Origin of the sequence: Chryseobacterium aquifrigidense, assembly GCF_006716485.1 — a bacterium.
GTDB classification, from domain to species: domain Bacteria; phylum Bacteroidota; class Bacteroidia; order Flavobacteriales; family Weeksellaceae; genus Chryseobacterium; species Chryseobacterium vietnamense.
The window spans coordinates 132775-157881 of the sequence record NZ_VFPD01000003.1; the positions used below are offsets into that span (position 1 = coordinate 132775).

Here is a 25107-nt window from a genome sequence, read left to right on the forward strand (position 1 = left end):
ATCACTTTTATGGGATAATTTACTGTCTCTCAGTCATTTTTTTTTATTTTAGCTGACAAGAATGAATTTATGCTTATTGATGAGGGTTTTAAGAGAAAATACTTAAACTGTAAAATAAAAGATATGGTTCCTTTTCTTAAAAAACTTATACCAAAAGATAAAAAAGAAGTCGTTGCTCAATAACCTGAAACAAATTTATACATCAAATTAGAAGCACATGAAAGAAAGACTTTATGAGATCCTTAATGAGGAAAAGATACATGAGATTATCCCTTTTTTAAAAGAGCTTAGTAATGAAGAAAGGAAAACACTGGTGCCATCTATAAAGAAAATGGATCGTGAGATCAGTAAAATTGTAATGACTAAAAACTCCTACCATACGGCAGGATCTGTGAATCAGCATTCCATTATAGATATAGCTTCATTTGTCTGCATGGACAAAAAGAATTTTGGTAAAAACTACTGGAGTCTTTTCCGCAATGCAGAACAGACTGATCAGATACTGGAATGGGGATGTCCGGATTGGTTTTCAGACTTTATCAATGAATCGGTTGAAGCTGAATTTACAGCATTTAATTATAAAGATATTTTAGGATGGACAGAGAAAGGATATGTACAGCCCAAACCGGAATTATTGGGACACCATCTCAGTAATTACCCGGCAGATCTTGACGGCCATCCGGAAACCCTTAATACTCATTTTTGGTATTTGTGTGAATATCCTTCCAAATCTTTACCTTTCCGTAAAGAATGGTTCCCTATTGTTCAAAAGCTTATTACGGATAAGAAAATTGAGAGAAAAAGATTTCTGAAAGAGTGCCTGCTGGCTGCCAACAGAAACTTTAATAAAAATGTCACAGGTTGGTTTATGGATGCGTTTACATCATTAAAACCAACGGAAGAAGAATTAGCTGATCTACAGGATGAATTGCTTGCAGGACTTGTTTCTTCACAGTCAAAAGCGGTAAATACAATATTATCACATCTGAAAAAAATTGTGGAAACTTCTGAATTTAAAAATGAAGAATTTTCCCATTACCTTCCGAATCTACTGAGTTCAGAGGTAAAAACAGTAGTGGTTTCCAGTCTGGGACTTACTGAAAAAATATTCCAGAGAAAGAAAATAGATCCGGATATGCTTGGAATGGCTTTAAGTACAGCGTTTGTCAGTAAAGATGATGGTATACAATCAAAAGCAGCGAAGATCATCCTTAAATATATTCCGGCTTCAGAAAATATGATAGTAGCTCTGTCTCATTATTCTGATAATATATTATCCAATGTGCGTCCTCTTTTGGTAAAATATATTGAAGAGAAACAGCCGGAACTGGAGGCGATTGCTTCAGAAAAACTGTTGCTGACTTCCGATAGAAATGCAGTACAGATACTTCAGAATTTTGAAGATCTTATGTTCTATCTGCCTCTGGCAATGGATGATCCATATAGCTATCACTGTGATATTGCTTTGACGGGATTTATCAGGTTTGCCGGAGATGTGGATGAAGATTCTGTAAAACTGATGGAACCCGTGTTTTTGAAAGCCTGTAAAACCATTGCAAAATGGGAAGTTCCTTATCTGAATGTTTTACTATGCAATGCCATTATCAATTATGGGCTGGCTTTAATGGAGAAATATCCGGTTCAGCTGAAGAATCTGGAAAAAATATACCAGAAAACCAAAGAAGAGGAAGCGACAAGAGAGTCTTACTCCAATTATCAGAAAAAATTAGGTCCTATAGAAGATGTTGGAGCAGATTGCCCTGCAAGACAGGCTTTTAAGGATATAGCTATATATGCAGTTGAAAAAATAAAATCCGGGGACAAACTCCCTTTATTGTTTCCTATTACCCATGCACCATGCTGGATTTCTCCTGTAACACTGGTGGAGAGATTGGAGCGCTATCAGGAAAATAATGCAGAACCTCATCATCTGGATATTCAGCTGGCCCTGCAACGTTGTGCTTTGGATGATACTTCAAAAGCTATTGCAGAAGCAGAAAAAAGATTAAAAGGCGAATATAAAGAATTACTGCTTTTCTTCTTTGGAAAAAATGCAAAGCCGGAAGGTAAGTTTATCCATCCTTCATGGTGGATGACAGCTGGAATTACGCGTTCACCTGAAACAGTTTTTGAGGAATTTAAAGATTTCGGATATAATAATATTCCTGCAGAATTCTTTACTGGAGATTACCAATGGAAAACCATTGACAATAAGAAAAATTCATACTATCCGGTAGAATTGAATATTACGATTCCAAAATATCATCTTGAAAAAAGAAAAGAACCTCTGTTCATGGAATATTTTGTTGCAGAGCAGAAAGAGCTTAATGAAATTCCTGCGCTGATGCTTTGTTTCCCCAATACTCCTGCAAATGCACTGGCGAAAGTAATTAAATACTGCCTTTTCTATTCGGGAATTGCTGAAGTGTTTGAAAGAAGTCTTGTATTGAATACTGCGAATACGCTTTATCAGATTAAAAAACCTCTGGATGAAATCGGCTATCTGTTTCTTGGGACTATTTTCCTGGACAGTGATAAGACCATTCGCGGAACAGCTGCCGAAATCTGGCTTGAACATGTTTCTTGCCAGATGATGGATAATGCAAAGCTGGGAAGAGTAATTGGTCTGCACGAAAAACTGGAATGGGCACCGGTGAAAAGATTGACAGATCTTATGCAGCACCACATGCTTAATGTAAGTAAAAATCATAATACAGCTCTTGAGGAATTGATTTTCAATATTTTACTTCAAATGGAAGAACCTGTTACCAACCTGAAAAGAATTCTGGAAATCTACCACGAAGTATTGGCTTTGAACCATTCATTCGTACATCAGGAAGTCGTTGAAAAATTAAATATCTGGAAAGAAAACTCAAGCCTGAAAAAGATATGTAATCTTCTTCTGAAAAAATAGATCATGGGAGATACGCTTATTTACAACTATTCAGGTGTATCCTCTTTAGTTAGGAAAGGTGCACTTGAAGAGTTGTTTCTTGCGAAATACAGTGAGGTACATAAAAATACTGATGCCCCCTGTTTCTTTTGGGGAAATGTAGGACAGCCTTTTATTCTGGCCAGATGTCTGATCACGCTTTCCAATATAGTGAAATCCAGTTTTAATCTATCGCCGTTTCAGATGGTACTTCTTAAAGATCCTATAGTAACAGCAGGAAATGAAAGAGTAAAGTTTGAAGGTTTTTCCCATTGTGCAGGAGTTTACGCAAGAGTAGATGTCCTGCCGGATGGATTGGATGGAGAGTTTCTTGAAAACGGAACGACAAATGTGGATTTCAATCAGCCTATGATAACGGCATTAGGAAGCGTCCGTCCGAATGAAAAAATTATGCTTTCCGTAGGACAAAAAGAAGTAGAGTTATACAAGGAGGAAACCAGGGTAACAGAAAGAAAAGTACCGTTGCCTGCAAAATGGATCAAAGGACTGGGAACTGTTCAGGTGTATTTATCAGAATCGGAAAAGCGTTATACCTTCAATAAAATCCAGACACAGCAGTTGTTTAGAGGAATGCCGAAAGGAGTGGTGAAGTCAGATTATTATTTAATTGTGAGAGGTAATAAACCTATATTTTCTCCCGTGAAATCCGTAGATTCTGTTTGTGTAGGAGGACTTCACAGGCTTCGGCTTTTAGAACCTATTCTTCCTTATATTGATAGCATGCAGGTTTTTCCACATGCAAATATGCAGTCTACCACATGGCAGCTTTATATGGGAAATATTCGTTTCACTTTTTCTTTATCGAGAGAATGCTGGAGAGGCTTTTCAGGAGAAGGGACCCTGTTGGATAACCTGATTTCAGATGTTCCTGATGAATGGGTTGACGCGCTGGATAAATATGCTTATACCAATCAGTCTTTTAACCCTGGCAGACTTGCCCGGGAAGAGAATATCAGTTTGAGCAAAATTGAAAATATAACAGGCAGGCTTGCCGCAATGGGATTACTGGGTTATGATCTTGATGACAGAGAATTTTTCTACCGTAGACTTCCTTTTAAATTAAGTCGTATTATTGGGCTCAATCCCCGCATAAAAAATGCCGAAAAACTGATTGAGGACGGAAAAGTAGAAATCTTAAACAATAATAAAGAAAGAACAGAAGCCAGAGTAAAAGGAACCGATGTGAACCATACGGTAATCATTGAAGAAGAGAAAGAACGCTGTACCTGCGAATGGTTCAGTAAATATCAGGGAGAAAGAGGACCCTGTAAACATGTGCTGGCAGTTAAAAGACTGGTTAATGTTTAAAAATTCTAATACTTACCTTATTATTTTAATGGCAATCGCAGATGCGTAAATTCTGTTTTATCAGGGAAATTATTATCTTATTCTCTTCCGCCTCTGCATTGCCTGTTCAATGTGCTGTTTAATTTTCAGATTGCTTTATCCATTCTTCATAGCTTAATACACCTAATTCGGGCTTACCTTCACCCTCAAGAATAGAAATAAACTCAAGCTGGTTTCCATCAGGATCATTAAAATAAATAGCCAGTGCAGGCATCCATGCAAATACCATAGGCTCTGTACTTCCGTTTTTAAGGAAATTGTAAGCTTTTAAATCCTTTTTTTTAAGAAACTCCACAGAATAATTCAGAATATCTTCCTTACTGCTGGAAAAAGCAAAATGCCTGGTCTGAAGATTTTCCTTCTGCTCCCATAATCCGAGCATAAATTCTTTTCCATCTCCTACCCATAAAAAAGCAATAGGTCTGGTTTCATCCCTGTGAGCCAGTTTCAATCCCAGTACTTCTGTATAAAACTGTATCGCATTTTCAAGATTGCTCACCTGAACATGAGTCTCATATATTCCTTTAATCATAGCTTAATTTTAATAAAAGCAAAGCTAAAAAAGCCTTACCGAAAAACTGACTACAGACGATTTCTTTAATGAAAATGAATGATAGAAGGATTTTATAATGATGAATGATGAATGATGAATGATGAATGATGAATGCCATTGTATCATCACAATATTTGTGCAATTCTTTGAAATCTGCGGATAAACAAATTCTAAAAATTAATACTATTCAATAGAGGTGGGCTTTAGCCCACCTTTCAAATTGCCTCCTTTCATTCGGCTTTAGCCAAAACTTAAAAATCTGTGCAATCCGCAAAATCTACGAGCATTTATGTATATAAACACGTTTCCGAAATAAAAAATAGAAAAAACAAAGAAAAATTTTCTACGCAAAAAGATTGCGCAATACTGTTTTTACTTTGCATCAGAAATCAGAGAGGAAGTATCAATTCTTCTCCATGTTTAACAAAAAAACAGTAACCATGAAATTTAATTTTTTAAAAAAAGAAAATAAAAAAGTAGTACTGAACTACGAAGGTGCAAAAGCATATGCCATGACACCTGCAGAAGAATTGTATAGTGCTGTTGTTACAACAGGGCTGTCAGATGCCAACTATGAAAAAGGAAATGACAGGTTGGAAAGAATCCAGTCTCTGATTAAAAAAAACGATCCTGAGTTTGTGGCAAAGCTGGCGGTATATGCCAGAAAAGATATGTATTTAAGATCCATTCCATTGGTTTTAACAACCGAATTGGCAAAGCAGACTTCAGGTACAGACCTTGTAAGTAAAACAGTAAACGGAATCGTTCAGAGAGCAGATGAAATCACAGAGTTGCTGGCATACTACCAGCTGGCCAATAAGAGAACAGATACCAAGAAACTGAACAAACTGTCCAAACAGATTCAGAAAGGTCTGGTAAAATCATTCAATAAATTTGATGAGTACCAGTTTGCAAAATACAACAGAAAAGCGGAAGTAACGCTGAAAGATGCATTATTCCTGGTTCATCCGAAAGCTAAAGATGAAAATCAGCAGGCCGTTTTCAACAAAATTGCCAACAATACATTGGAAACTCCTTATACATGGGAGGTTGAACTTTCCGTTCTGGGACAGACAAAATTTGCCAATGATGCGGAAAGAAAAATGGCGTTCAAAAACAAATGGGAAGAACTGATCTTCAGTAACAAATTGGGTTATATGGCAACCATGAGAAACCTGAGGAATATCCTGGAAGCGGGCGTATCACCAGATGCAATGAATAAAGTATGCAGATATCTTTCAGATGAAAGGGCCGTATCCGGTTCAAAACAGCTCCCATTCAGATTCCTTGCGGCTTATCGAGAGTTAAAAAATATAGATTCTCCTTATTTGTCATCTGTATTGGAAGCATTGGAAGATGCAGTGGTGGTGAGTGCTAAAAATATCAAAGGCTTTGGTTTTGATACTTCAGTGGTGATCGCTGCCGATGTGTCAGGTTCCATGCAGAAGCCAGTCTCTGGCAAAAGTAAAATTTTGCTGTATGATATCGGTTTGCTGATGTCTATGATCCTTCAGTCACAATGTAAAAATGTGGTGACAGGTATCTTCGGCGACCGTTGGCTAAGAGTTCCTATGCCGAAAAACGGTATCTTAAGAAATGTAGATGCCTTTTACAAGCGTGAAGGTGAAGTAGGATATTCCACCAATGGTTACCTGGTTATCGAGGATCTTATCAAAAGAAACGAGCAGGTAGATAAAGTAATGCTGTTCACCGATACTCAGATGTGGGATAGCACGGGAAAAAGAAACTCCTTTGAAGACGTGTGGAAAAAGTACAAAGCCATCGCGCCTCATGCAAAGCTATATATTTTTGAACTTGCAGGTTATGGTACGCAGCCGCTGGATATCAGGAAGGATGATGTACATCTTATTGCAGGTTGGTCAGACAAAATTTTCGATGTACTGAATGCTTTGGAAGACAAAAAATCTGCAGTGAAAATGATTCAAAAAGTAGTGCTGTAACAGGCACTGCTTTTAAAATATATAAAAAAACAATCAATATATTCAGGAGCTTACTCCCTCTTTCCATTCTAAAAACACTGAATTATAAATATCCATAGAAAATTCCAAATCAATTGGCTGGAATTAAAGAATGACATAGGAAATGGAGGCGTTAAGAAAATAAGCTATACGAACGTCAAGAAAATTCTACTGTTTGAAGCGCGACACAGAAAGTGAAACGAAGAGCTCATATAACATTCGCGCAAGTTTTAGAATTTTTAGAGAGTGTAGGTTATTTTTAGCCGGAGTTTCCAGGTCTTGAACTTTTGGTTCTTTTGCTTCAAGGCAAAACGAACAAATATTTAAATAAAAATCAAACTACGTAAAAAGATTGCGTACCTGTAATATAATTTTGCAATGTTAATAATATCGGTGCCGTTAGAAAGACCTACTTCGATTCCAAAATGAAAGAGTCTTTCACCAGATTGCCCAGGTACCAGACCAATGCCGTTCATAAGAGTTTCATCGTCAACTTTCAATTGAATATCAATTACTCTTATAACTTATTGCTTGGTTTTTTTAATAAAAAACAACTGCGTAAAAAGAATGCGCAGTAACAATATAATTTTGTAAAAAGAAAACTAATAACTATGAATAATTAACATCAAGTGTCGTCTTAGAATCATACTTCGGGATTGAGTAAACATTGGGTCGCAGGTTCGAATCCTGCCTTTTCCCCCGAAAAGGAGAGGTAGCTCAGCAGGTAGAGCAAATGCACGGAAGATTCTAAAAAATATTACCTTGATTGATAAAAGAGTGCCGTAGAAAAGGCCTGCTTCGGTTTAATTTGGTTCGACTCCAGAAGGTCATGGAAATGATCTTGTACAAGTCTTTTCGAATCTTGCCTCTTTTTATTTTTAAACTTTAACAACCATGAATATACCAAGTAATCTGACTGAATTTTTATACTGGGTCAAAGAACGCACAGAAAAACTGTGGTCTGTAGATAATGAAAATTGTCCTAAAGGATTTTACGGCGCCCAATGGCAAGGGCTTTCTGAAGAACAGATTGATCAGGTTGAAAGAAAATATGAGGTGAGCTTTACCTATGAACACAGAGAGTTTCTAAAGATTCTTCATGCTATAGATAAAAAAGAAATTGTTGAATATGAGGATGATGGAGAACTGATTGCAGAAGAATGTACTTTCTTTTATAATTGGTTAGAGAATGAAACAGAAATTATCAGCCAGATAAATTCTTTTTACAAATGGATGTGGGATGATATTATGAGTGTCAATCATGTTTGGTTGAAATCCTGGGGAATAAAACCAAAATCAATCGAAAAAAGGAAAGAAATTTTTGATGAATGGTTTTCAAGGCTTCCGCAATTATTACCTGTCAGGAATTCAGCTTGTGTTGTAGAAAACAACAATTTAAAATGGAATCCTGTAGTAAGCATTAGAGGTTCAGACATTGTCATTCTGGGTTGGGATTTCAGAACTTACTTACTATATGAACTAAGAGACCATCTTGATATTTATACAGATGTATATGATGATGAAGATAAGAGATTTTATCCGGAACTTATTGATGAAGTGCAAAAAATTAATAACGAAAATTTTAAGTATAATGAAACCAAAGACATTCCTTATCTCAAAGAACTGATTCTTTACTGGTCTTCGGGATGGAGAGGCTTTGGGTTAAATTATTATCCGGAAAATGCCAGCGTTCATCCTATTGTCAAAACATATATTGCTGAAGAAGAAAAATAAAAACAAACAAGTGCCGTAGAAAAATGTTACTTCGTTCATCACGACGGGGTCATGGGTTCGAATCCCGTCTCTTCCACAATAAAAAAACACGGTCTATATAGGAAGAGTAGCTCAGCAGGTTAGAGCACGACTGCATTTTTTGTCCGTTGCCTTGTTTTTCAAACATTCAAGAAGCCGGAAGTGGGACGTTGAAAGATCTTTGTATATAATTTTCTATAAAGTCAGAGAGATCATCAGGCTTTAATCCCTTTCTTCTGCCCACTTCCAGCTTCTTTATATTACCATTTTGAAGTGTCGTTAGGAAAAAATTCATCGTAACACAACTATGGGAGGAATAGCGAAGCCGGTCAGTCCGGCAAGGTTATCCGGTTCGACTCCGGCAAACGTTTAGCCCGGTTTTTTCCTTACCATTACCTTTAAAGAAATGCCGGTAGATTACTTACCGGCACTTTTCATTGTATCTTCAAGCTCTTCTTCAAACATTCCTTTCCATTTGGAAAGCGTTGTGCGGCTTATTTTATATTTTCGTGACATATAGCTCGTAGAATGACCATGCTTTTTTTGATACTGAAGCAGTTTGAGCATAGTCTGCCTGTCATAGGTTTTGAGTTTTTGATTTTCTCTGGATTGCTTGAACAGTTTTTCATTGAACTTAAGAACATCTTCGCTCGTATGAAGCTTTTCAAGAAGGTCTTTAACTTTTGGATCTTTAAGCTTTTCAGGATATTCCATCTTCAGCATATCCTGGTAAATTTTTTTGTAATTTGGGCGCATTTTTATCTGTTTATCCGTTTGCATTATTACTCTTCTGAAGCCATCTGTGAAGAGTACTTTTCGGAATAGAATATTCTTTAATAACTTCACTCTGGGTCATTTCACCGGAAAGAATTCTTTTCATAATAAAGTCTTTGATTTCCTGTGTATAAATATTTTTCCTGAAATAGGGCGTTTTTTCGGACTTCTGCTGGTTTTTATTAATGGCGGAGGGAGGAGCATATAAAATCAAATGTGAACTGTAAAGTCTGAAAAAATCGTATTCCAGTAATTTGCTCCATCTTAAAAGAAGATCCGTATCTATTGATCTGCTGTCATACATCATTTCGACAGCTTCTTCATCTTTACTTAAAAATTTACATATCCTCTCTACTGTAATTTCATTTTCATCAACTCTTTCCTTGATAAATTTCCCAATATGGATTTCTTTATATAACATTTTTAATAAATATTGTTCTTTTGTTTAAACTTATATATAAAAAAACGAAAATAGGTGATAAATATTATCTTGCATGGTAGGTGTTAATTCACAGAAATTTGAATTGATGAAAATGAAAATGATGATGTAAGAATATTAAAACAGGTATTATAAGACCATTGATCTTATAAAACGTATTTGTAATTTGCCAAATATCTTAAAAGCAGGTGGGTAGGGATCACCTTAATGTACTTGGAATATATTTCTTTACTTTCAATGGTTTTCTCTTCTTCTCTTTCAAACTTCTTTTCCTGCCATTTGTGTGAAATAATATATAACCTATTAAGGTTTTACGTAATTCTATGAGTTAAGCTGCAGATAGATTGATAAACAGCTTTTTACCCATTGAATTTTTAATTAGTACCAAATAATTGTTTATTCGTTTTCAAATGTAAACAAAAATAAGTAGTAAAAACACTTGAAAATGTAAAAATCATACTTTATAGATTTGTTTTAATTAAAATTAACATATTATAAGAACTGATGTGTGAATTATCTAAAATGACAAACTCGTCCATTAAAAAATCATAAAAAGAAAAAATTGTATACCATCCGGACAGTCCATACCTTTGCAAATCAATGAAAAATATTATAAGCTTATTCGACTTTTCGAAAAAAATCAATTATAAAAATGAACTGCTGGCTGGTTTTACGGTAGCGATGACGATGATTCCTGAATCTCTTTCATTTGCTATCCTGGCTGGTCTGTCTCCCCTTACAGGTCTCTATGCCGCTTTTATGATGGGATTGGTAACCGCTGTTTTGGGAGGACGTCCGGGAATGGTTTCCGGTGGAGCAGGAGCAACGATCGTTGTACTGATTGCTCTGATACAATCTCATGGGATAGAATACCTTTTTGCCACTGTAGCACTTGCCGGAATCCTTCAGATGATGGTAGGTATTTTTAAACTTGGGAAATTTGTGAGACTGATTCCACAACCTGTTATGTACGGATTCCTGAATGGCTTGGCTATTATTATTTTCATGGCGCAGGTTGAGCAGTTTAAAATAACAGACAGTAGTGGTGCAGTACATTGGCTGCAGGGAATGCCTTTATACATCATGGCTGGTTTAACGGTTCTTACAATCGCCATTGTTTATTTTTTTCCGAAAATCACAAAAATTGTTCCTGCTTCTCTGGTAGCTATTATTATTGTCTTTGCAGTTGTTCTCGGATTTAATATTCCGACAAAAACGGTAGCAGATATCGCTCATATCAGTGGAAACCTTCCCAATTTTCATATTCCGAAAATCCCTTTTTCACTGGAAACTTTACAGATTATTTTTCCATATGCCTTAATTATGGCTGGAGTAGGCCTTATTGAATCTCTTCTGACATTATCAATGGTAGATGAAATCACAAATACAAAAGGAAGCGCCAATAAAGAATCCGTAGCTCAGGGATTGGCAAATATTACCAATGGTTTCTTTGGCGGAATGGGCGGATGTGCAATGGTAGCACAGACGTTGGTAAACCTTAACGCAGGTTCCAGGGCAAGGTTATCAGGAATTGTAGCATCCCTGCTTATTTTGATTATCATTCTGGTTGGAGCACCCGTGATAGAAAAAATTCCTATGGCAGCTTTGGTAGGAGTGATGATGATGGTGGCCATCAGTACATTCCAATGGGTATCCATAAGAATTGTGAATAAAATGCCAAAGTCTGATATTTTTGTAGGCGTTACTGTAGCGTTGGTTACTGTGATTTTACACAACCTGGCATTAGCAGTTTTGGTTGGTGTGATCATTTCAGCACTGGTTTTTGCATGGGATAATGCCAAAAGAATCAGAGCGAGAAAACATATGGATGAAAATGGAGTGAAGCACTACGAAATATATGGCCCTCTGTTTTTTGGTTCAGTAACGGCATTTACAGATAAATTCGATCCTATGAATGATCCTGATCAGGTGGTGGTTGATTTTAAAGAAAGCCGCGTTGTAGACATGAGCGCCATAGATGCTCTGGACAAATTATCCAAACGGTATAAGCAATATCATAAAACCTTACATCTGCGTCATCTCAGCGAAGACTGCCTGAAAATACTTAAAAATGCAGAAGCAGTAATTGAAATTAATATTCAGGAAGACCCGACTTATAAAGTGATGCCGGAAAAATAGGTGAGAAGCTAATAAGTAAATTTTGCTTCGCAAGTGAAATGATGAATTTTGTAGAAAAAATTGACAAGCGCAACGGATTGACGATTGACTTTTCACTATAAAAACTCCTCAATAACAACACAAGGACTGTAAGAAAAATCTACAGTCCTTGCTTGTTTAGGTTATTAATGTATTAGCGATAAAATCAGGCACTAAAGCATAGTGTGATAATTTCATACTAATGGAAGCTCTTCCGCTTGTCAGCGTTCTCAGATCAGAAATGTATCCGAAAGTTGAAGCTAACGGAACTTCCGCTGCAAAAATCTTTCTTCCCGATTTTTCATCAATAGAAGTGATGATTCCTCTTCTTCTGTTGATATCTGCGGTGACAGCTCCCGTGTACTCCTCAATACTTTGGATCTCCACCTGCATAACAGGTTCCATCAGTTTAGGATTACATCCTTTTGCCGCCGCTTTGAATCCTTCTCTTGCAGCAATTTCAAAATCAAATGCTGCAGAATCCTGAGCGTGGAAAGAACCGTCCAGAAGGGTGACCTTCATGTTTTCCAGAGGATATCCTTTTAAAGGTCCGTTTTCCATAGCTTCTCTGAATCCTTTTTCAACGGAAGGAATAAATTCAGTCGGAATAACTCCTCCTTTGATCATATTAACAAACTCCAATCCGTGTTCGTGATCATTTCCCGGGCCTATTTCAAAAGTGATATCAGCGAACTGGCCGCTTCCTCCGTTTTGCTTGGAAAGCTTTTCTCTATGGATTTTGGTTTCCGTTAAGATTTCACGATAAGAAACTTTAGGTTTCCCCTGATTGATTTCAATACCATGATTAAGACGGATTTTTTCCAAGGTAACCTCCAAATGAAGTTCTCCCAATCCACTTAATAAAGTCTCTCCGGTTTGCGGATCTCTTTCTACCACCAACGAAGGATCTTCTTCCTGGATTTTAGCCAGCACCAAACCGAAAAATTTCTCATCGCCATTGGTTTGTGGTTCAATAGATACCCTGATCACAGGAATAGGAATGGTAATGGCTTCCAGTAATATCGGCTTTTCTACAGAAGATAAAGAATCTCCGGTTTTGGCATCTTTTATTCCTGTCAAAGCAACAATATCTCCTGCTCTGGCTTCTTCCAGAGATAACGTTTTGTCAGACTGCATTTGTAAAATCCTGGAAATCCTGAAACTTTCGCCCGTTCTTACATTCAATATCGTATCTCCGGATTTAATTGTTCCGGAATATACACGGAGCATAGCCAGTCTGCCCATATGCTTGTCAATCACAACTTTGAAGACAAGACCTGAAAAAGAAACAGTTTCATTCCTTGCCAGAGTTACGGTTTCTTCTGTACGAGGGTCTCTTCCCTGCAGGTCAGCAAGCTGATCAGGTGCCGGAAGATACGTTACAATCGCATCGAGAAGAGGCTGGACTCCCTTATTCTTAAAGGCAGAACCACATAGAACGGGAACAGCAGATCCTGTTCTGCAGACTCTTTGTATAGCTTCTGTAACCATTTCAACAGTGATTGTATGTTCAGTATCCATGAAGATTTCAAAAAACGTTTCATCACATTCTGCAAGAGTTTCTATTAACTTTACTCTGTATTCATTGGCTTCTGTGATAGAAGCAGAAGGAATTTCCTTCTCCAGAATGGTTTCTCCATTTTCATCTGTCCAGTATAACGCTTTCATTTTGACAAGATCAATGACGCCTTCAAAGTGGTTTTCAGCACCCATCGGAATCTGAAGAGCCAGGGGAACTGCATTCAGTTTGGTTTTTATCTCATTGAGAACCGCAAAGAAATCTGCTCCAATTCTGTCCATTTTATTGATGAAACAGATTTTGGAAGTTCCATGTTTTTCAGCCTGAAACCATACATTTTCAGTCTGTGGCTGAACTCCTGAAGAAGCACAGAAAACGGCGACAACGCTGTCCAGAACTCTTAGAGAACGTTCTACTTCCACAGCAAAATCAATGTGCCCTGGAGTGTCAATAATGTTGATATTATAAACATTATCATCCTTTTTCCATTGTGTGGAAACCGCAGCTGATGAAATGGTAATCCCTCTGTTTCTCTCCTGAATATCTTTATCCATGGTGGTATTTCCGTCATCTACATTACCAATTTTATGAATAAGCCCGGTGTAATACAGAAGTCTTTCTGATAACGTTGTTTTTCCTGCATCAACGTGTGCTATGATCCCTATATTTCGTGTGTTGTATTTCATTTTGTTTGATTTAAATTGTTGGTTGTTAGATCTGTATATTGAAAAGATTCTGAAAAAAATGAACACAAAATACACTCCGGTCTCAGAGAGCCGGCAAAACATTTTTTGTATTTTGAATCAAAGGAAAATTTTCAGAGATCTTAACAAATCACAGAAGTTGTTTGAATTGTTGAAGTCTGAAATCAGGGCAGCAAAAAAGACCTATCCGAATAGACAGGTCTTCAATATATTTTTGGGTATAAAAGATCTATAGAACTATTCAGATAAATATTCAGTGCTGCCAAAGAACACAGCTCTGACAGGATTGCTTAACGTTATAATATTTATCATTTTTGTTGACATTGTTGATTTTTAATCGGTTGCGAAATTATAATTTTTTTTTGATTTTCAAAGAATTTTTGAAAATATTTTTTCGTGAACGGATATTAAACACTTTTTAAATCATCTTCTGAGAATCTTTCAAATCCATAGAATTTCATAAAAATATCTTAAAACAGATATCGAACGTAATGCTTTTATGATAAATATTTTATCTTTGGGAAGAATAGTACGGTAAACACTTTTTGATGATTAAAAAATTTTAAATCTTTTTCAAGAAGCTAAATAAAAACTTTTAACTTAAAACCTATTGAAAACAGATATCGACATCCATAACCACTGTCATTTTTCCTTTGACCTGTGGCTCACTTTAATCAAATCTCATCCTGAATTTAAAGCAAAAAGAGTTGAGCTGTTCTCCTCATTTTTTAACGTAGATAAACCGTTAGAGGAAGTTGCGAAAACTGTAAAATATTACGATGATCTTTGCAATACCATTAATGAAGTCACGGGAGGAAATATAGACACTTTTGAAATTTATCTGATGATTCTTGGTTCTCTGGATATAGATGTAAAGCAATTGAACAAGGAAAAACTCAATGAGTTTTACAACAAAAGTGAAGAACTGTTTCTGGAATACAGACCGGTTGTGATTTTTGAGAATATTCATGATTTTTTTGATGATATTAAAAATCAGGGAAAGACCATCAATATTCTGAGCAACACAGGATTTATCAAAGGAACGACCATGAGGAAATTCCTGATCCACGAAAACCTGGATCAGTATATAGATTTCCACATTTATTCTGATGAAATCAACTGTTCCAAACCGAACCCGCTTATTTTTCAGGAAGTGAAGAATAATATCCAAGATCAGGATTTACCTATGCATCAGATCCTGCATATCGGAGATAATCCCGTAGCAGATTATCAGGGAGCAAAAAACTTCGGTTTCAGTGCACACTTACTTAAACACTAAAAATAAACATGAATAAAAGATACAGCTTACACCACATTCATTCAGCAGATGAGTTTACTTTCTCACCCGCAGAATACAGCTATTTCAAATATGGCGATAAGTCGTATGCTGAAAAATTTGCGAGAGAATTATTCGACGGATTTATTTCTGAAAACGAAGTGCTTTTAGATACCGACAAAGAGATTGTAGTACTTCCAAGCCCTTATATGGCGATTCCTACGGCTTCTAATTTCTTATGTTTTTTCTTTAAAAAGCATCTGGATTTTTATTTGTTTCAGAAAGGAAAGAAGTCCAGTATTTTATCTAAGATCAATCGTAATCATACTTACATCACAGATTATGGGAATCTTAATTTCGAAGACCGTAAAAATCTGATCGCGAATGATACTTATTATATCGATAAAGATTTTTTGAGGGGAAAACTTTGTATTTTTATAGACGATATAAAAATCACGGGAAGTCATGAATATACAGTCAACAGAATCCTGGACGAATATAGTGTGGAGGCTGACTTTATGTTCCTGTATTATGCAGAACTAATGAATTTTGAACTTGACCCGAAAATTGAAAACTTTTTCAATTATTATGCAGTGAAAAATGTAAATCATGTTGCAGAAGTGATGAATAAAGAAAGTTTTGAATTCAATACAAGGATTGTAAAATATATTTTAGGACTGGAATCAAGTAATTTTGATTATCTTACGTCTAAAGTAAAAAGAGAACAGATGGATTTGCTTTTGGAGCTCGCCATCAGTAACAATTATCATTTAATAAAAGAATACGAAAATAACATCAATACTTTAACACAAACGGAATTATATTATGGCTATTAACTTACAAAAAGGACAAAGAGAAAACATTAACGCACCTAAATTTACTGTAGGTTTAGGATGGGATATCAATAATACTTCTACAGGAACAGCTTTCGACCTTGATGCTTCTTTATTTTTGCTTGGGGACGACAAAAAATTAGTTTCAGATAATCACTTTATTTTCTATAACAACCTTGAGTCTCCGGATAAATCTGTGATCCATACTGGAGATAACCTTACAGGAGAAGGATTAGGAGATGATGAGCAGATCAAAATTGATCTGACAAAAATTGATGATGCAATCAAAGAAATTACGGTAGTAGTAACGATTCACGAAGCTGATTCAAGAAAACAGAATTTTGGACAGGTAAGAAATTCTTTCATCAGAATTTTCAATACAGATACGAATGAAGAGATCTTAAAATATGAATTAGACGAAGATTTCTCAATCGAAACTGCTGTGGAATTCGGAAGAATCTACAATCGAAACGGAGAATGGAAATTTGAGGCTGTAGGGGCAGGTCAAAGAGACGGCCTTGAGAAATTTGTATCAATTTATCAGAAGTAATCATGGACAATCAGGAAAATCAACCCATAGATCCGCTAGGATCAATAGAACCTCTTAAAACCTTTGAACCTACTCCAATGGTTCCTCCCACTCCGGCTCAGCCTGCACAAAATGCAGCTCCGGCAGTTCTTGTGGACAGAGAAGGAAATGTAAATCTGACACAGCTGCAGTCAGAAGAACGTCAGAAATATGAAGTTCTTGCGAACTCTATTGATGAAGCCAATCCAGGTTCTATCGTGAACTTCGGAGCGGAACTTCAGAAAACATTAACCAATCAGAGTGACAGCTTCTTAGGAAATGTAAGAAGATCAAATTCCGGAGAAGTTGGAGGACTTATCAATGACCTTTTGGTAGAGCTTAATTATGTAGACGTAGAAGAGCTTAACGGAAACAAAGTGAAAAGCTTCCTGAGCAAATTGCCATTCATGAAGAAGGTAATGACTCAGGTAGAGAACTTATTTGCAAAATACGATAAGATCATCAACAATATTGAGCAGATTTCTTATAAAGTAAATGCAGGAATCATTACTTCTACAAAAGATAATGCTGTTCTTCAGACTATTTTTGAGAGCAATGTGAATTCTATCAAGCAGATTGAAGAGCTAGTGATCGCAGGAAATATCAGAATGGAAAGAGCTGCCGTTGAACTTGCTCAAATGGAAGCTGCTCCTCAGAATTTTCAGGATTATCAGATTGCAGATAAAAGAGATTTCATTGCAAGATTAGACCGAAGAATGGCTGATCTTAAAGTGGTGCGTGTAATTATGATGCAATCTCTTCCACAGATCAGGCTGGTACAGAATAACAACGTTTCTATTGCTGAAAAAGCACAGACGATTCTTACCACGACACTTCCTGTATGGAAAAACCAGCTTTCACTAGCTGTAGCAATGTACAGACAGCAGCAGAATATTGAAATCCAGCAGAAAGTTTCTTCCACTACAGAAGAAATCTTAAGAAAGAATGCTGAGCGTCTTGGCCAGAATTCTGTGAATGTTGCCAGAGCGAATGAGCAGACTATTGTATCTGTGGAAACATTAAGAGAAACAACATCCATGCTGATCAATACGTTGAATGAAGTGAAACAAATCCAGAAACAGGGAGCTGATAACAGAAGAAAACTGGATCAGGATCTTCAGACATTGGAGCATGAACTTAAAGCAAATGTCAGAGGTTAATTTATAGGATACCAAGGTGGGGGATGATGCAGCAACCATATTGTCGCAAAGCAAAAGAAGATTAACAAAGCTTAAGCTTCTCGCTAATTTTTTTGAACATATTGACATTATATCTATTTACATCAAAACAGATATTATCCACAATCTGTTCCAGGAAAATACGGCTTTAGATTACAATAAACTGGAACTTTTTCACCTTCAGTATACCGACAGCCTTATAGAACTTCTGACTAAAATTAAAAAGCAGAAGGAAAATGATATGCTGGCGGTCATCAATGAAATTAACATCAACAGTAAATATATTTCAGGTTTTGAGGAAAGACAGGCAGACAACTTTCAGACCGATAGGAAAATGTACAGTGGTGTGTTTTCGCAACATTTGAAAACGTTGTATAAAGATCTTACGGAAGATAGCTTTACAGCCAATTGGGAAAATGTACTGTACTTTCATAAAAAATATGCTCAGGAATTTTACAGGACCAATACAGATGAAACACTATTGAAATCCGATGCTTTTCCTGCCTATCAGTATAAAGAGTATTCTATTGAAAGGAAACTGTTGGGAAGGCTTAATATACAGGGATTTAAAGTCCGTTTTGTGTGTGGTTATCTTATTGGAACCCATGATTATGAACTGTTTAAGATCTTTCAGTCGGATGATTATTTTATTTTCAGTGTAGATGAAAAGAAATTGTATCTTTTTGATAAAGAACTGGATAAGCTGGATATTTCTGAAAATCAGTCTAACCAAAGCTCTATTATTGATCAGCTGAGAAATAAAAATGAGCAGTTGGAACATAGTATGAATGAAAGAAAACGTACGTTGCCGGCAGAAGTGGAAGGCGTTTTGAAAGATTATATTAAAAACCTGGAAAATATGGACATTATGAGCAAAATATTTGACTTCGATGAAGAAACGAATATTCTGCGAGCGATGCTTAACCTGAATCTGAATAATAACTAGAACGAAATTTGAAAGTAAAGAAGAATAACTTTTTTGCAAAAAAATAAATAACAACTAAACATAAAAAGATGGCTATCAACTTACAAAAAGGTCAGAGAATAAACCTTAAAAAAGAAAATGGAGCTGAACTTTCCCAGGCTTGTGTAGGAATCAACTGGGGAGCAATTGAAAAGAAAGGATTTTTTGGAACTAAAAAAGAAGCAGTAGACTTAGACGGAAGCTGTATTTTATATGATTCAAACAAAAACGTTACGGAAGTAATCTACTTTGGAAATCTTAAGTCCAGAAACGGATCTGTCAGACACAGCGGAGATGACCTTACTGGTGACGTAAATGGAGATGACGGATTGGATAATGAAGTAATCACGGTAGATTTCAGCCAATTGGAACCGAATGTAGAGCATGTGGCAATGGTACTGAACAGCTACAGAGGCCAGGATTTCGGAACCATTCCTTTTGCATCTATCCGTATTTATGAAGGATCACCTACCAACGTAAGAGAAGTTTTTGCAAAATATGATATTGCAAATGATGCTTCTTTCAGCGGGCACGTTGCGATGGTAATGGGTGTTTTCTATAAAAGAAACGGAGAATGGAAATTCAACGCAATCGGAGATCCTACAGCAGATAAAAAGCTGGAGCAGACGATCCAGACAGTGCAGATGAATTACTTATAATCAATTGTCAATCAAACGATAAATAAAATAGCAATATTTGTACTCTGTGCATCTATTGCTTTTATCATATAATAACATAACTCAAGTGGAACATCAAAGTATTTTAGAACTGCACCCTGGTCTGGTGTGGGGATTTGCAGTAACAGTCGTTATCATGCTGCTCCTGGACTTAGGGGTATTTAATAAAAAAAGTCACGAAGTATCTTCCAAAGAAGCTACCATCTGGTCTATTGTATGGATCTCGCTCTCTATGGTTTTTTCAGGAGTGGTCTATTGGGTATTTAATACCGACGGAAGTCCTGAAAGCCATGCTTTGGCAGTAGAGAAATTTACACAGTATCAGGCTGCCTATTGGATTGAAAAAGCCTTGTCTGTAGATAATTTATTTGTATTTATCCTGGTTTTCGGGTTCTTTAAAGTTCCGAAATTTCTTCACCATAAGGTTCTTTTCTGGGGAATTATCGGAGCCCTGATCTTCAGAGCGATTTTCATCTTTGCAGGAGTCGGATTAATCAATCTGACGTATCTTCCTGAAATGAATATCTTCGGTGAAGCGGTGAAAATCAACGTTGTCATGACATTATTCGGATTATTCCTTGTGTATGCAGGGATCAAATCATGGGGTGATGGCGATGATGACGATGACGAAGATTACAGTAATACAGCAGGAGCAAGATTGATCAAGAGCTTCTGGAAAGTTTCCGATAACTATGATGGAGATAAATTCTTCACTATCCAGAACGGAATCAAAATGGCAACTCCCCTTTTAGTAGTTGTAGGGGTTATCGAATTTACGGACGTTCTTTTTGCAGTAGATTCCATTCCGGCGATCTTTGCGATTTCAAATGATCCGTTCATCCTTTATACATCAAATATCTTTGCGATTCTAGGATTAAGATCATTATATTTCCTGTTAGCGAACTTTATTCATATGTTCAGCAAACTTCCATACGGATTGGCCATCATTCTATCCTTTATTGGAGTTAAGATGCTTATCGCACCATGGATTCATATTCCGTCTCCGGTTTCATTGGGAATCGTAGGAGGAGTATTGGTGATCTCTGTTCTTTTATCGATCATCTTTCCTGAAAAAGAAGAAGAGAAGAAGGAAGAATTGGATGAAAAATAATTGTATTTAAAATATACTATAAAGCCTCCTGAATTTATTTCTGGAGGTTTTTTATTTGTGTTTTTTGTTGGAAAAACGCCCGGATGATAAGCATTTTGCATATTATTTAAGGCCCAAGAAAATCAAAGGTTTCAGCAATGTTGAATTTTTAAGATGTAAACCTTATAGGTTTCAAAAACCTATAAGGTTTGAGATAAAAGGGAATAAGATTGTCAAAAACTTTACGCAAGGATACTTACTAATTATTTGCATAATTCAGAGACATATTATTAACGATATTAAATTTTATCGCAGATAAAATCCTTGCGCCTTAACACATTATTTTTCATAAAAACTTCGCACCCTTGCGTTTCCAACATTTTACCAAATAATTTTTTAAAAACAAAATAGACAGACTGGTCTGTATATTATTTTTTTTCATACATTTGTTCCAGAAAAGAAAAGCAATATGAAATCTCCAAGAGAAAGAATAGTAGAAATAACCTTCGAATTGTTTGCAAAACAAGGGTACAATTCTACCGGAATCAATCAGATCATTTCCGAGGCAGAAGTAGCCAAAGCAAGCTTTTATCAATATTTTAAATCCAAAGAAGACCTATGTGTAGAATTTCTGAAGGTAAGACATGAATATTGGTTCAGTGAATTCAATAGTTTTCTATCAAAGGAAAAAGACCCGAAATCTAAAACCATCCAGGCTTTCGATTTCCTGATATATATGAATAAAAAAGAAAATTTCCGTGGGTGCAGCTTCCTGAATATTCTTTCGGAAATACCAATGGATAATATTAAAATATTCAGCGTAATTCAGTCTCATAAAGCTGATCTCAGAAACTTTTTTTTAGAATTATTGAATGATGATACTTTTTCCGATCATATCTACATGCTTTTTGAAAGCAGCATCATAGAAAGCCAGCTTTTTAAATCCAATGAACTCATTGAAAAATCAAAAAAAATAGTTACCAATTTAATACAATAAGTTATGGAACAGAAACATCCGCTTCCGCCTTTCACTCTTGAAACGGCACTGGAAAAAATTCAAATGGCAGAAGATGCCTGGAACAGTCAGGATCCTGAAAAGGTTTCCAAAGCATATACCATTGACAGCGAATGGAGAAACAGAGATACATTCGTGAATGGAAGAGAAAATATTGTAGTATTTCTACAGAAAAAGTGGGAAAAAGAGCTTCATTATCACCTTAAAAAAGAATATTGGGCACACACTGACAACCGTATCGCTGTTCGTTTTGAATATGAATATCAGACCCAGGAAGGAAACTGGTTCAGAGCCTACGGAAATGAAAACTGGGAGTTTGATGAAAACGGGCTGATGGCAAAAAGATATGCCAGTATCAATGATATGGCGATCAAAGAGGAAGAACGAAAATTCAGATAAAATAAAATGACTGTTACTACAACAGTCATTTTTGTTTTTTTAAGGTTTATTAAAACTGAAACATCCAGTCAATAAATTATAATTCATAACTCATCATTTATTAACTGTTTTTCCCATGCAGCAGCTTATTAATCTTTCTCCTTGTTTGCATAGATACTTTGTAAGCTTCATCACGCAGTTTCTGTATTTTTCCTACTGGCTGAAAGAATAGCTTACTTTCAAAAGGATTGAATGACAGCAGTTCATTTGTACAATTGCGCTCATCCAGTAAGGAACCTTTATTTATTTTAACCTCACCGATCTTGATATATGGGGAATTTTTCCATTCTACATTCAGCTTATTGATCGGCTGGTCTTTCAGGTCATAACATACCTGTATCAAAACATCTGCAGTAAAGTCGTGTGTCTGCAGATAGTTTTTTAAGGAATCTTTTACCTTCTGTCTTTTTCCAATGTTCTTATCCACAGATTGAGGAGACAGTTTTATTTTGATAATATGATCCCCAAGCCGGTAAGCACCTATAGAATAATAGTCGAAGGAAAGAATAAAATCATTTCTTTTACCAAGAAGTTTGATCATATTACGAACCATATCACCTGTTGCCAGGGAAGGAACTATTTTAATCACCTGAAGCAGCAGTGTAAAAAGGCTGCTCCATTTTTTGATGTAAAATCTGTTGACAGCAGTAAACAGTTTCAAAAAAGTTGAAACAGAATTAATGGGAAACAATGGGAAGTTAACCAGCGGATAATTCGCAAGCAGTGTACCGCTTTCATCCCTGATCTGCACTGCAAAGCCGTAGGCAGGAATATCTTTTTTAGCATTCTTAATCTTCAGCTGAGCATTGGAAAAACGTATAGTCAGGTCAAATTTTTCCTTATCAAAAAAAGGCTGTAGTGATTCCGGAATAACTGGTTCTATCCGGAATGTACCCTTTGCTGCCGCATACGTTTTAGCATGGGCATTCCTGGTAGCATAATTGACATCACTAATGGAAGAGGATTGTTCAACAAAATCTGCTATTGTTTTTTTATTGATTTCCAGAAGCTTTTTTTCCTCTTCATTCAGTTCATCAAACTTCTTATTATATTTTAGTGGATTTGGCATTTAGTTTTTAAAATCCAATTATAACGCCAAGTTTCGAAATCTGTGTTAAATAAGTATTACAATTATTTGAATTTTGTGGAAAACATATTTAAAAATAAGGAAATGTAAGATTATATGGTTGATAAATATTAAAGAATAAACTGTTTAACCTGTTGATTATTAGTGTTTAGATTTTTTTAATAAGAATGATTTAAAAAGCTGTTGTTTGGTACGGGAATGTTTTGGGCTTTTAAACTTCCCTCATCGTGCTTCCACCTTCCAACCCTAAAAAGCCTTATCTTTGTAAAAAATTATAATATGGGAGTAGCAGATATGTTATTTAAACGTAAAAAAGAATTAGCAGAAAAGAACCTGAAAGACGGTAAAGAATATATGGAGGAGTATGGTAAAAGAGAAAGCGTTGTGCAGTTACCAAGCGGCTTGCAATATGAAATTATTACAGAAGGTGATGGTGCAAAACCAGGTCCTAAATCTACTGTAAAATGCCATTATCACGGAACTACTATTTCCGGGAAAGTATTCGACAGCTCTGTAAAAAGAGGTACACCCGCATCTTTTCCTTTAAACAGAGTTATTTCAGGATGGACTGAAGCTCTTCAGTTAATGCCGGTCGGAAGCAAATGGAGACTGATTATTCCTCCGCACTTAGCCTATGGAGATCAGGAAATCAGCAAAGAAATAGGGCCAAACAGTACCCTTGTTTTCGAAGTTGAATTGTTGGATATTAAATAATCCTACTTAAAAATAAATTAAAATTTACCTGATTTCAGGTAAATTTTTTTATTTGTGCTATATTCGTATTGATAATTGTAAAGTTGAAGAAGAAGATGAACCGGCTACAATTCATCAATCCTGCACAAAAAATGACTGAATGAAAAAACTTTTTTACCTTTTGATTGTTTTCGGGCTTCTTACTTCCTGTGTTTCCAGAAAGAATCAGGCTATTCAGCAGAATATTCTCACGCTGAAAGACAGCTATTGTAAGGCTCCGTTCAAATATAACTACAGCAATAAACTTCCATCCTATAATTCTGATTCGATCTTAACTGCCAATAAAGACCTAAAAGAGGTATTTTCTGACCAGAGCATTCTCATCTTAAATGCACTGGATAATTTAGATGAAGTTCATGAGATTATTGATCTCAAAAAAGACTCATCCCTGGCCTCACAGGTTAAAGTTTTACAGTTAAAAACAAAAATAAACAGCAAAATAACAATTGCTCTTACAGAGTTAGATGCGGTGGCTGCAGAGTTTGACTGTGAAGGAGAAAGAGTAGCCCAGATTGGAAATTATGTGGATAACTTAAATTCTTCAAGAAATAATAAACTTATTTTATATTCCATCATTGCAGGAGCAGCAGCTTCAATAGCAGGAGGAATTGTGCACGATCAGGGCTGGAGTAATGCCATCGATATTAGTGGAGGGGTTCTGGGAGCAGGTTTTGGTTTGGCAACCCTTAACCCGAAAGGAAAGAAAGTGGAGTTTATCCACCAAAGAAATCTTTTGAGAGATATCTGGCGAGAAAAGCTGGAGTCACCCAATTTTCCACCTTTTATCTGGTATATGTACACAGAGAAAAAGTTTTCCAACAGAGAAGAACATTCCATTATCGGAAATATGAAATCCCGATGGCTGCATTATCAGTTTGACGATAGTAAAGAAGCGGCAGATAAGTCGGTGATTTTCAGTGATGGTGGCCTTTATAGGGCAGATGATCTTCATAACCGGGCAGCCATGCTGAATCAGATGCAGTCCGCAACCCGTACCATTAATCAGAACATCAATTATCTGTTGCTGGATCTGGACAAATTAATACTTTAA

The 25107-nt window shown here is 36.1% G+C and carries 21 protein-coding genes; 16 read left to right on the forward strand and 5 right to left on the reverse strand.

All coding sequences use genetic code 11. The annotated features are described in order from the left end of the window. The first annotated feature begins 217 nt into the window (after positions 1-217). Together FB551_RS19270 and FB551_RS19275 are read left to right on the forward strand one after the other, a co-directional pair. The gene (locus FB551_RS19270) at positions 218-2914 is read left to right on the forward strand and encodes a DUF6493 family protein (RefSeq protein ID WP_142018598.1); all 2697 of its coding nucleotides are present in this window, start codon (positions 218-220) and stop codon (positions 2912-2914) included. 3 nt (positions 2915-2917) lie between these two features. Continuing rightward, positions 2918-4261: an SWIM zinc finger family protein gene (locus tag FB551_RS19275; RefSeq protein WP_142018599.1), complete on the forward strand. Its 1344-nt coding sequence runs from the start codon at positions 2918-2920 to the stop codon at positions 4259-4261. A 118-nt stretch (positions 4262-4379) separates the two neighbouring features. On the opposite strand, the gene FB551_RS19280 is transcribed toward FB551_RS19275, so the two are convergent. After that, a complete protein-coding gene (locus FB551_RS19280) occupies positions 4380-4832 on the reverse strand; it encodes a VOC family protein (RefSeq protein ID WP_142018600.1) in 453 nt (150 codons plus the stop codon). A gap of 461 nt (positions 4833-5293) precedes the next feature. Between FB551_RS19280 and FB551_RS19285 the strand changes: the two genes are divergently transcribed. Both FB551_RS19285 and FB551_RS19290 read left to right on the forward strand, forming a co-directional pair. After that, positions 5294-6814, forward strand: a complete 1521-nt coding sequence (locus tag FB551_RS19285; RefSeq protein ID WP_142018601.1) for a TROVE domain-containing protein — start codon at positions 5294-5296, stop codon at positions 6812-6814. Positions 6815-7726: 912 nt separating this feature from the next. Continuing rightward, positions 7727-8566, forward strand: coding sequence for a hypothetical protein (locus FB551_RS19290; RefSeq protein ID WP_142018602.1), 840 nt, complete (start codon positions 7727-7729; stop codon positions 8564-8566). A 435-nt stretch (positions 8567-9001) separates the two neighbouring features. On the opposite strand, the gene FB551_RS19295 is transcribed toward FB551_RS19290, so the two are convergent. Both FB551_RS19295 and FB551_RS19300 read right to left on the reverse strand, forming a co-directional pair. Next, positions 9002-9307, reverse strand: a complete 306-nt coding sequence (locus FB551_RS19295; RefSeq protein WP_226798738.1) for a helix-turn-helix domain-containing protein — start codon at positions 9305-9307, stop codon at positions 9002-9004. 43 nt (positions 9308-9350) lie between these two features. Next, a complete protein-coding gene (locus FB551_RS19300) occupies positions 9351-9779 on the reverse strand; it encodes a helix-turn-helix domain-containing protein (protein ID WP_047428275.1) in 429 nt (142 codons plus the stop codon). Positions 9780-10397: 618 nt separating this feature from the next. On the opposite strand from FB551_RS19300, the gene FB551_RS19305 reads away from it, so the two are divergent. After that, positions 10398-11936 carry a SulP family inorganic anion transporter gene (locus tag FB551_RS19305; protein WP_142018603.1) on the forward strand — a complete coding sequence of 513 codons (1539 nt, stop codon included), beginning with the start codon at positions 10398-10400 and terminating at the stop codon, positions 11934-11936. Positions 11937-12092: 156 nt separating this feature from the next. Here the strand turns inward: FB551_RS19305 and fusA are convergent, their stop codons facing one another. After that, the gene (fusA, locus tag FB551_RS19310) at positions 12093-14159 is read right to left on the reverse strand and encodes an elongation factor G (RefSeq protein ID WP_142018604.1); all 2067 of its coding nucleotides are present in this window, start codon (positions 14157-14159) and stop codon (positions 12093-12095) included. Between the two features lie 628 nt (positions 14160-14787). Here fusA and FB551_RS19315 point away from each other — a divergent pair. The 9 genes from FB551_RS19315 to FB551_RS19355 all read left to right on the forward strand — a co-directional run bounded on the left by FB551_RS19315 (position 14788) and on the right by FB551_RS19355 (position 22177). Further along, a complete protein-coding gene (locus tag FB551_RS19315) occupies positions 14788-15456 on the forward strand; it encodes an HAD family hydrolase (protein ID WP_142018605.1) in 669 nt (222 codons plus the stop codon). Between the two features lie 8 nt (positions 15457-15464). Further along, a complete protein-coding gene (locus tag FB551_RS19320) occupies positions 15465-16289 on the forward strand; it encodes a phosphoribosyltransferase family protein (protein WP_142018606.1) in 825 nt (274 codons plus the stop codon). Further along, positions 16279-16836 (forward strand): TerD family protein, encoded by a 558-nt coding sequence (locus FB551_RS19325; RefSeq protein WP_142018607.1) that lies wholly within the window; start codon positions 16279-16281, stop codon positions 16834-16836. Before FB551_RS19320 ends, FB551_RS19325 begins: the two co-directional genes overlap by 11 nt. A 2-nt stretch (positions 16837-16838) precedes the next feature. Then, complete coding sequence (locus tag FB551_RS19330; RefSeq protein ID WP_185150226.1) at positions 16839-18014, forward strand: toxic anion resistance protein; 1176 nt, start codon at positions 16839-16841, stop codon at positions 18012-18014. 16 nt (positions 18015-18030) lie between these two features. Further along, complete coding sequence (locus FB551_RS19335) at positions 18031-18978, forward strand: hypothetical protein (protein ID WP_142018608.1); 948 nt, start codon at positions 18031-18033, stop codon at positions 18976-18978. Between the two features lie 68 nt (positions 18979-19046). Next, positions 19047-19655, forward strand: a complete 609-nt coding sequence (locus FB551_RS19340; RefSeq protein ID WP_047428248.1) for a TerD family protein — start codon at positions 19047-19049, stop codon at positions 19653-19655. Between the two features lie 85 nt (positions 19656-19740). Beyond that, the gene (locus FB551_RS19345) at positions 19741-20784 is read left to right on the forward strand and encodes a TerC/Alx family metal homeostasis membrane protein (RefSeq protein WP_047428632.1); all 1044 of its coding nucleotides are present in this window, start codon (positions 19741-19743) and stop codon (positions 20782-20784) included. Positions 20785-21232: 448 nt separating this feature from the next. After that, a complete protein-coding gene (locus FB551_RS19350; protein ID WP_142018609.1) occupies positions 21233-21760 on the forward strand; it encodes a TetR/AcrR family transcriptional regulator in 528 nt (175 codons plus the stop codon). A 3-nt stretch (positions 21761-21763) separates the two neighbouring features. Next, positions 21764-22177 carry a nuclear transport factor 2 family protein gene (locus FB551_RS19355; RefSeq protein WP_047428244.1) on the forward strand — a complete coding sequence of 138 codons (414 nt, stop codon included), beginning with the start codon at positions 21764-21766 and terminating at the stop codon, positions 22175-22177. 100 nt (positions 22178-22277) lie between these two features. On the opposite strand, the gene FB551_RS19360 is transcribed toward FB551_RS19355, so the two are convergent. Beyond that, positions 22278-23285: a catalase family protein gene (locus FB551_RS19360; RefSeq protein ID WP_142018610.1), complete on the reverse strand. Its 1008-nt coding sequence runs from the start codon at positions 23283-23285 to the stop codon at positions 22278-22280. Between the two features lie 297 nt (positions 23286-23582). Here FB551_RS19360 and FB551_RS19365 point away from each other — a divergent pair, with 297 nt between their 5' ends. Then, a complete protein-coding gene (locus FB551_RS19365) occupies positions 23583-24017 on the forward strand; it encodes an FKBP-type peptidyl-prolyl cis-trans isomerase (RefSeq protein ID WP_051934256.1) in 435 nt (144 codons plus the stop codon). 139 nt (positions 24018-24156) lie between these two features. Continuing rightward, on the forward strand, positions 24157-25107 hold the full coding sequence (locus tag FB551_RS19370) for a hypothetical protein (protein WP_142018611.1): 951 nt from the start codon (positions 24157-24159) through the stop codon (positions 25105-25107).

Coding starts and splice junctions, on each gene's coding strand:
- FB551_RS19270 (WP_142018598.1), top strand. CDS start 218: ATGAAAGAAAGACTTTATGAGATCCTTAATGAGGAAAAGATACATGAG.
- FB551_RS19275 (WP_142018599.1), top strand. CDS start 2,918: ATGGGAGATACGCTTATTTACAACTATTCAGGTGTATCCTCTTTAGTT.
- FB551_RS19280 (WP_142018600.1), bottom strand. CDS start 4,832: ATGATTAAAGGAATATATGAGACTCATGTTCAGGTGAGCAATCTTGAA.
- FB551_RS19285 (WP_142018601.1), top strand. CDS start 5,294: ATGAAATTTAATTTTTTAAAAAAAGAAAATAAAAAAGTAGTACTGAAC.
- FB551_RS19290 (WP_142018602.1), top strand. CDS start 7,727: ATGAATATACCAAGTAATCTGACTGAATTTTTATACTGGGTCAAAGAA.
- FB551_RS19295 (WP_226798738.1), bottom strand. CDS start 9,307: ATGCTGAAGATGGAATATCCTGAAAAGCTTAAAGATCCAAAAGTTAAA.
- FB551_RS19300 (WP_047428275.1), bottom strand. CDS start 9,779: ATGTTATATAAAGAAATCCATATTGGGAAATTTATCAAGGAAAGAGTT.
- FB551_RS19305 (WP_142018603.1), top strand. CDS start 10,398: ATGAAAAATATTATAAGCTTATTCGACTTTTCGAAAAAAATCAATTAT.
- fusA (WP_142018604.1), bottom strand. CDS start 14,159: ATGAAATACAACACACGAAATATAGGGATCATAGCACACGTTGATGCA.
- FB551_RS19320 (WP_142018606.1), top strand. CDS start 15,465: ATGAATAAAAGATACAGCTTACACCACATTCATTCAGCAGATGAGTTT.
- FB551_RS19325 (WP_142018607.1), top strand. CDS start 16,279: ATGGCTATTAACTTACAAAAAGGACAAAGAGAAAACATTAACGCACCT.
- FB551_RS19330 (WP_185150226.1), top strand. CDS start 16,839: ATGGACAATCAGGAAAATCAACCCATAGATCCGCTAGGATCAATAGAA.
- FB551_RS19340 (WP_047428248.1), top strand. CDS start 19,047: ATGGCTATCAACTTACAAAAAGGTCAGAGAATAAACCTTAAAAAAGAA.
- FB551_RS19350 (WP_142018609.1), top strand. CDS start 21,233: ATGAAATCTCCAAGAGAAAGAATAGTAGAAATAACCTTCGAATTGTTT.
- FB551_RS19355 (WP_047428244.1), top strand. CDS start 21,764: ATGGAACAGAAACATCCGCTTCCGCCTTTCACTCTTGAAACGGCACTG.
- FB551_RS19360 (WP_142018610.1), bottom strand. CDS start 23,285: ATGCCAAATCCACTAAAATATAATAAGAAGTTTGATGAACTGAATGAA.
- FB551_RS19365 (WP_051934256.1), top strand. CDS start 23,583: ATGGGAGTAGCAGATATGTTATTTAAACGTAAAAAAGAATTAGCAGAA.
- FB551_RS19370 (WP_142018611.1), top strand. CDS start 24,157: ATGAAAAAACTTTTTTACCTTTTGATTGTTTTCGGGCTTCTTACTTCC.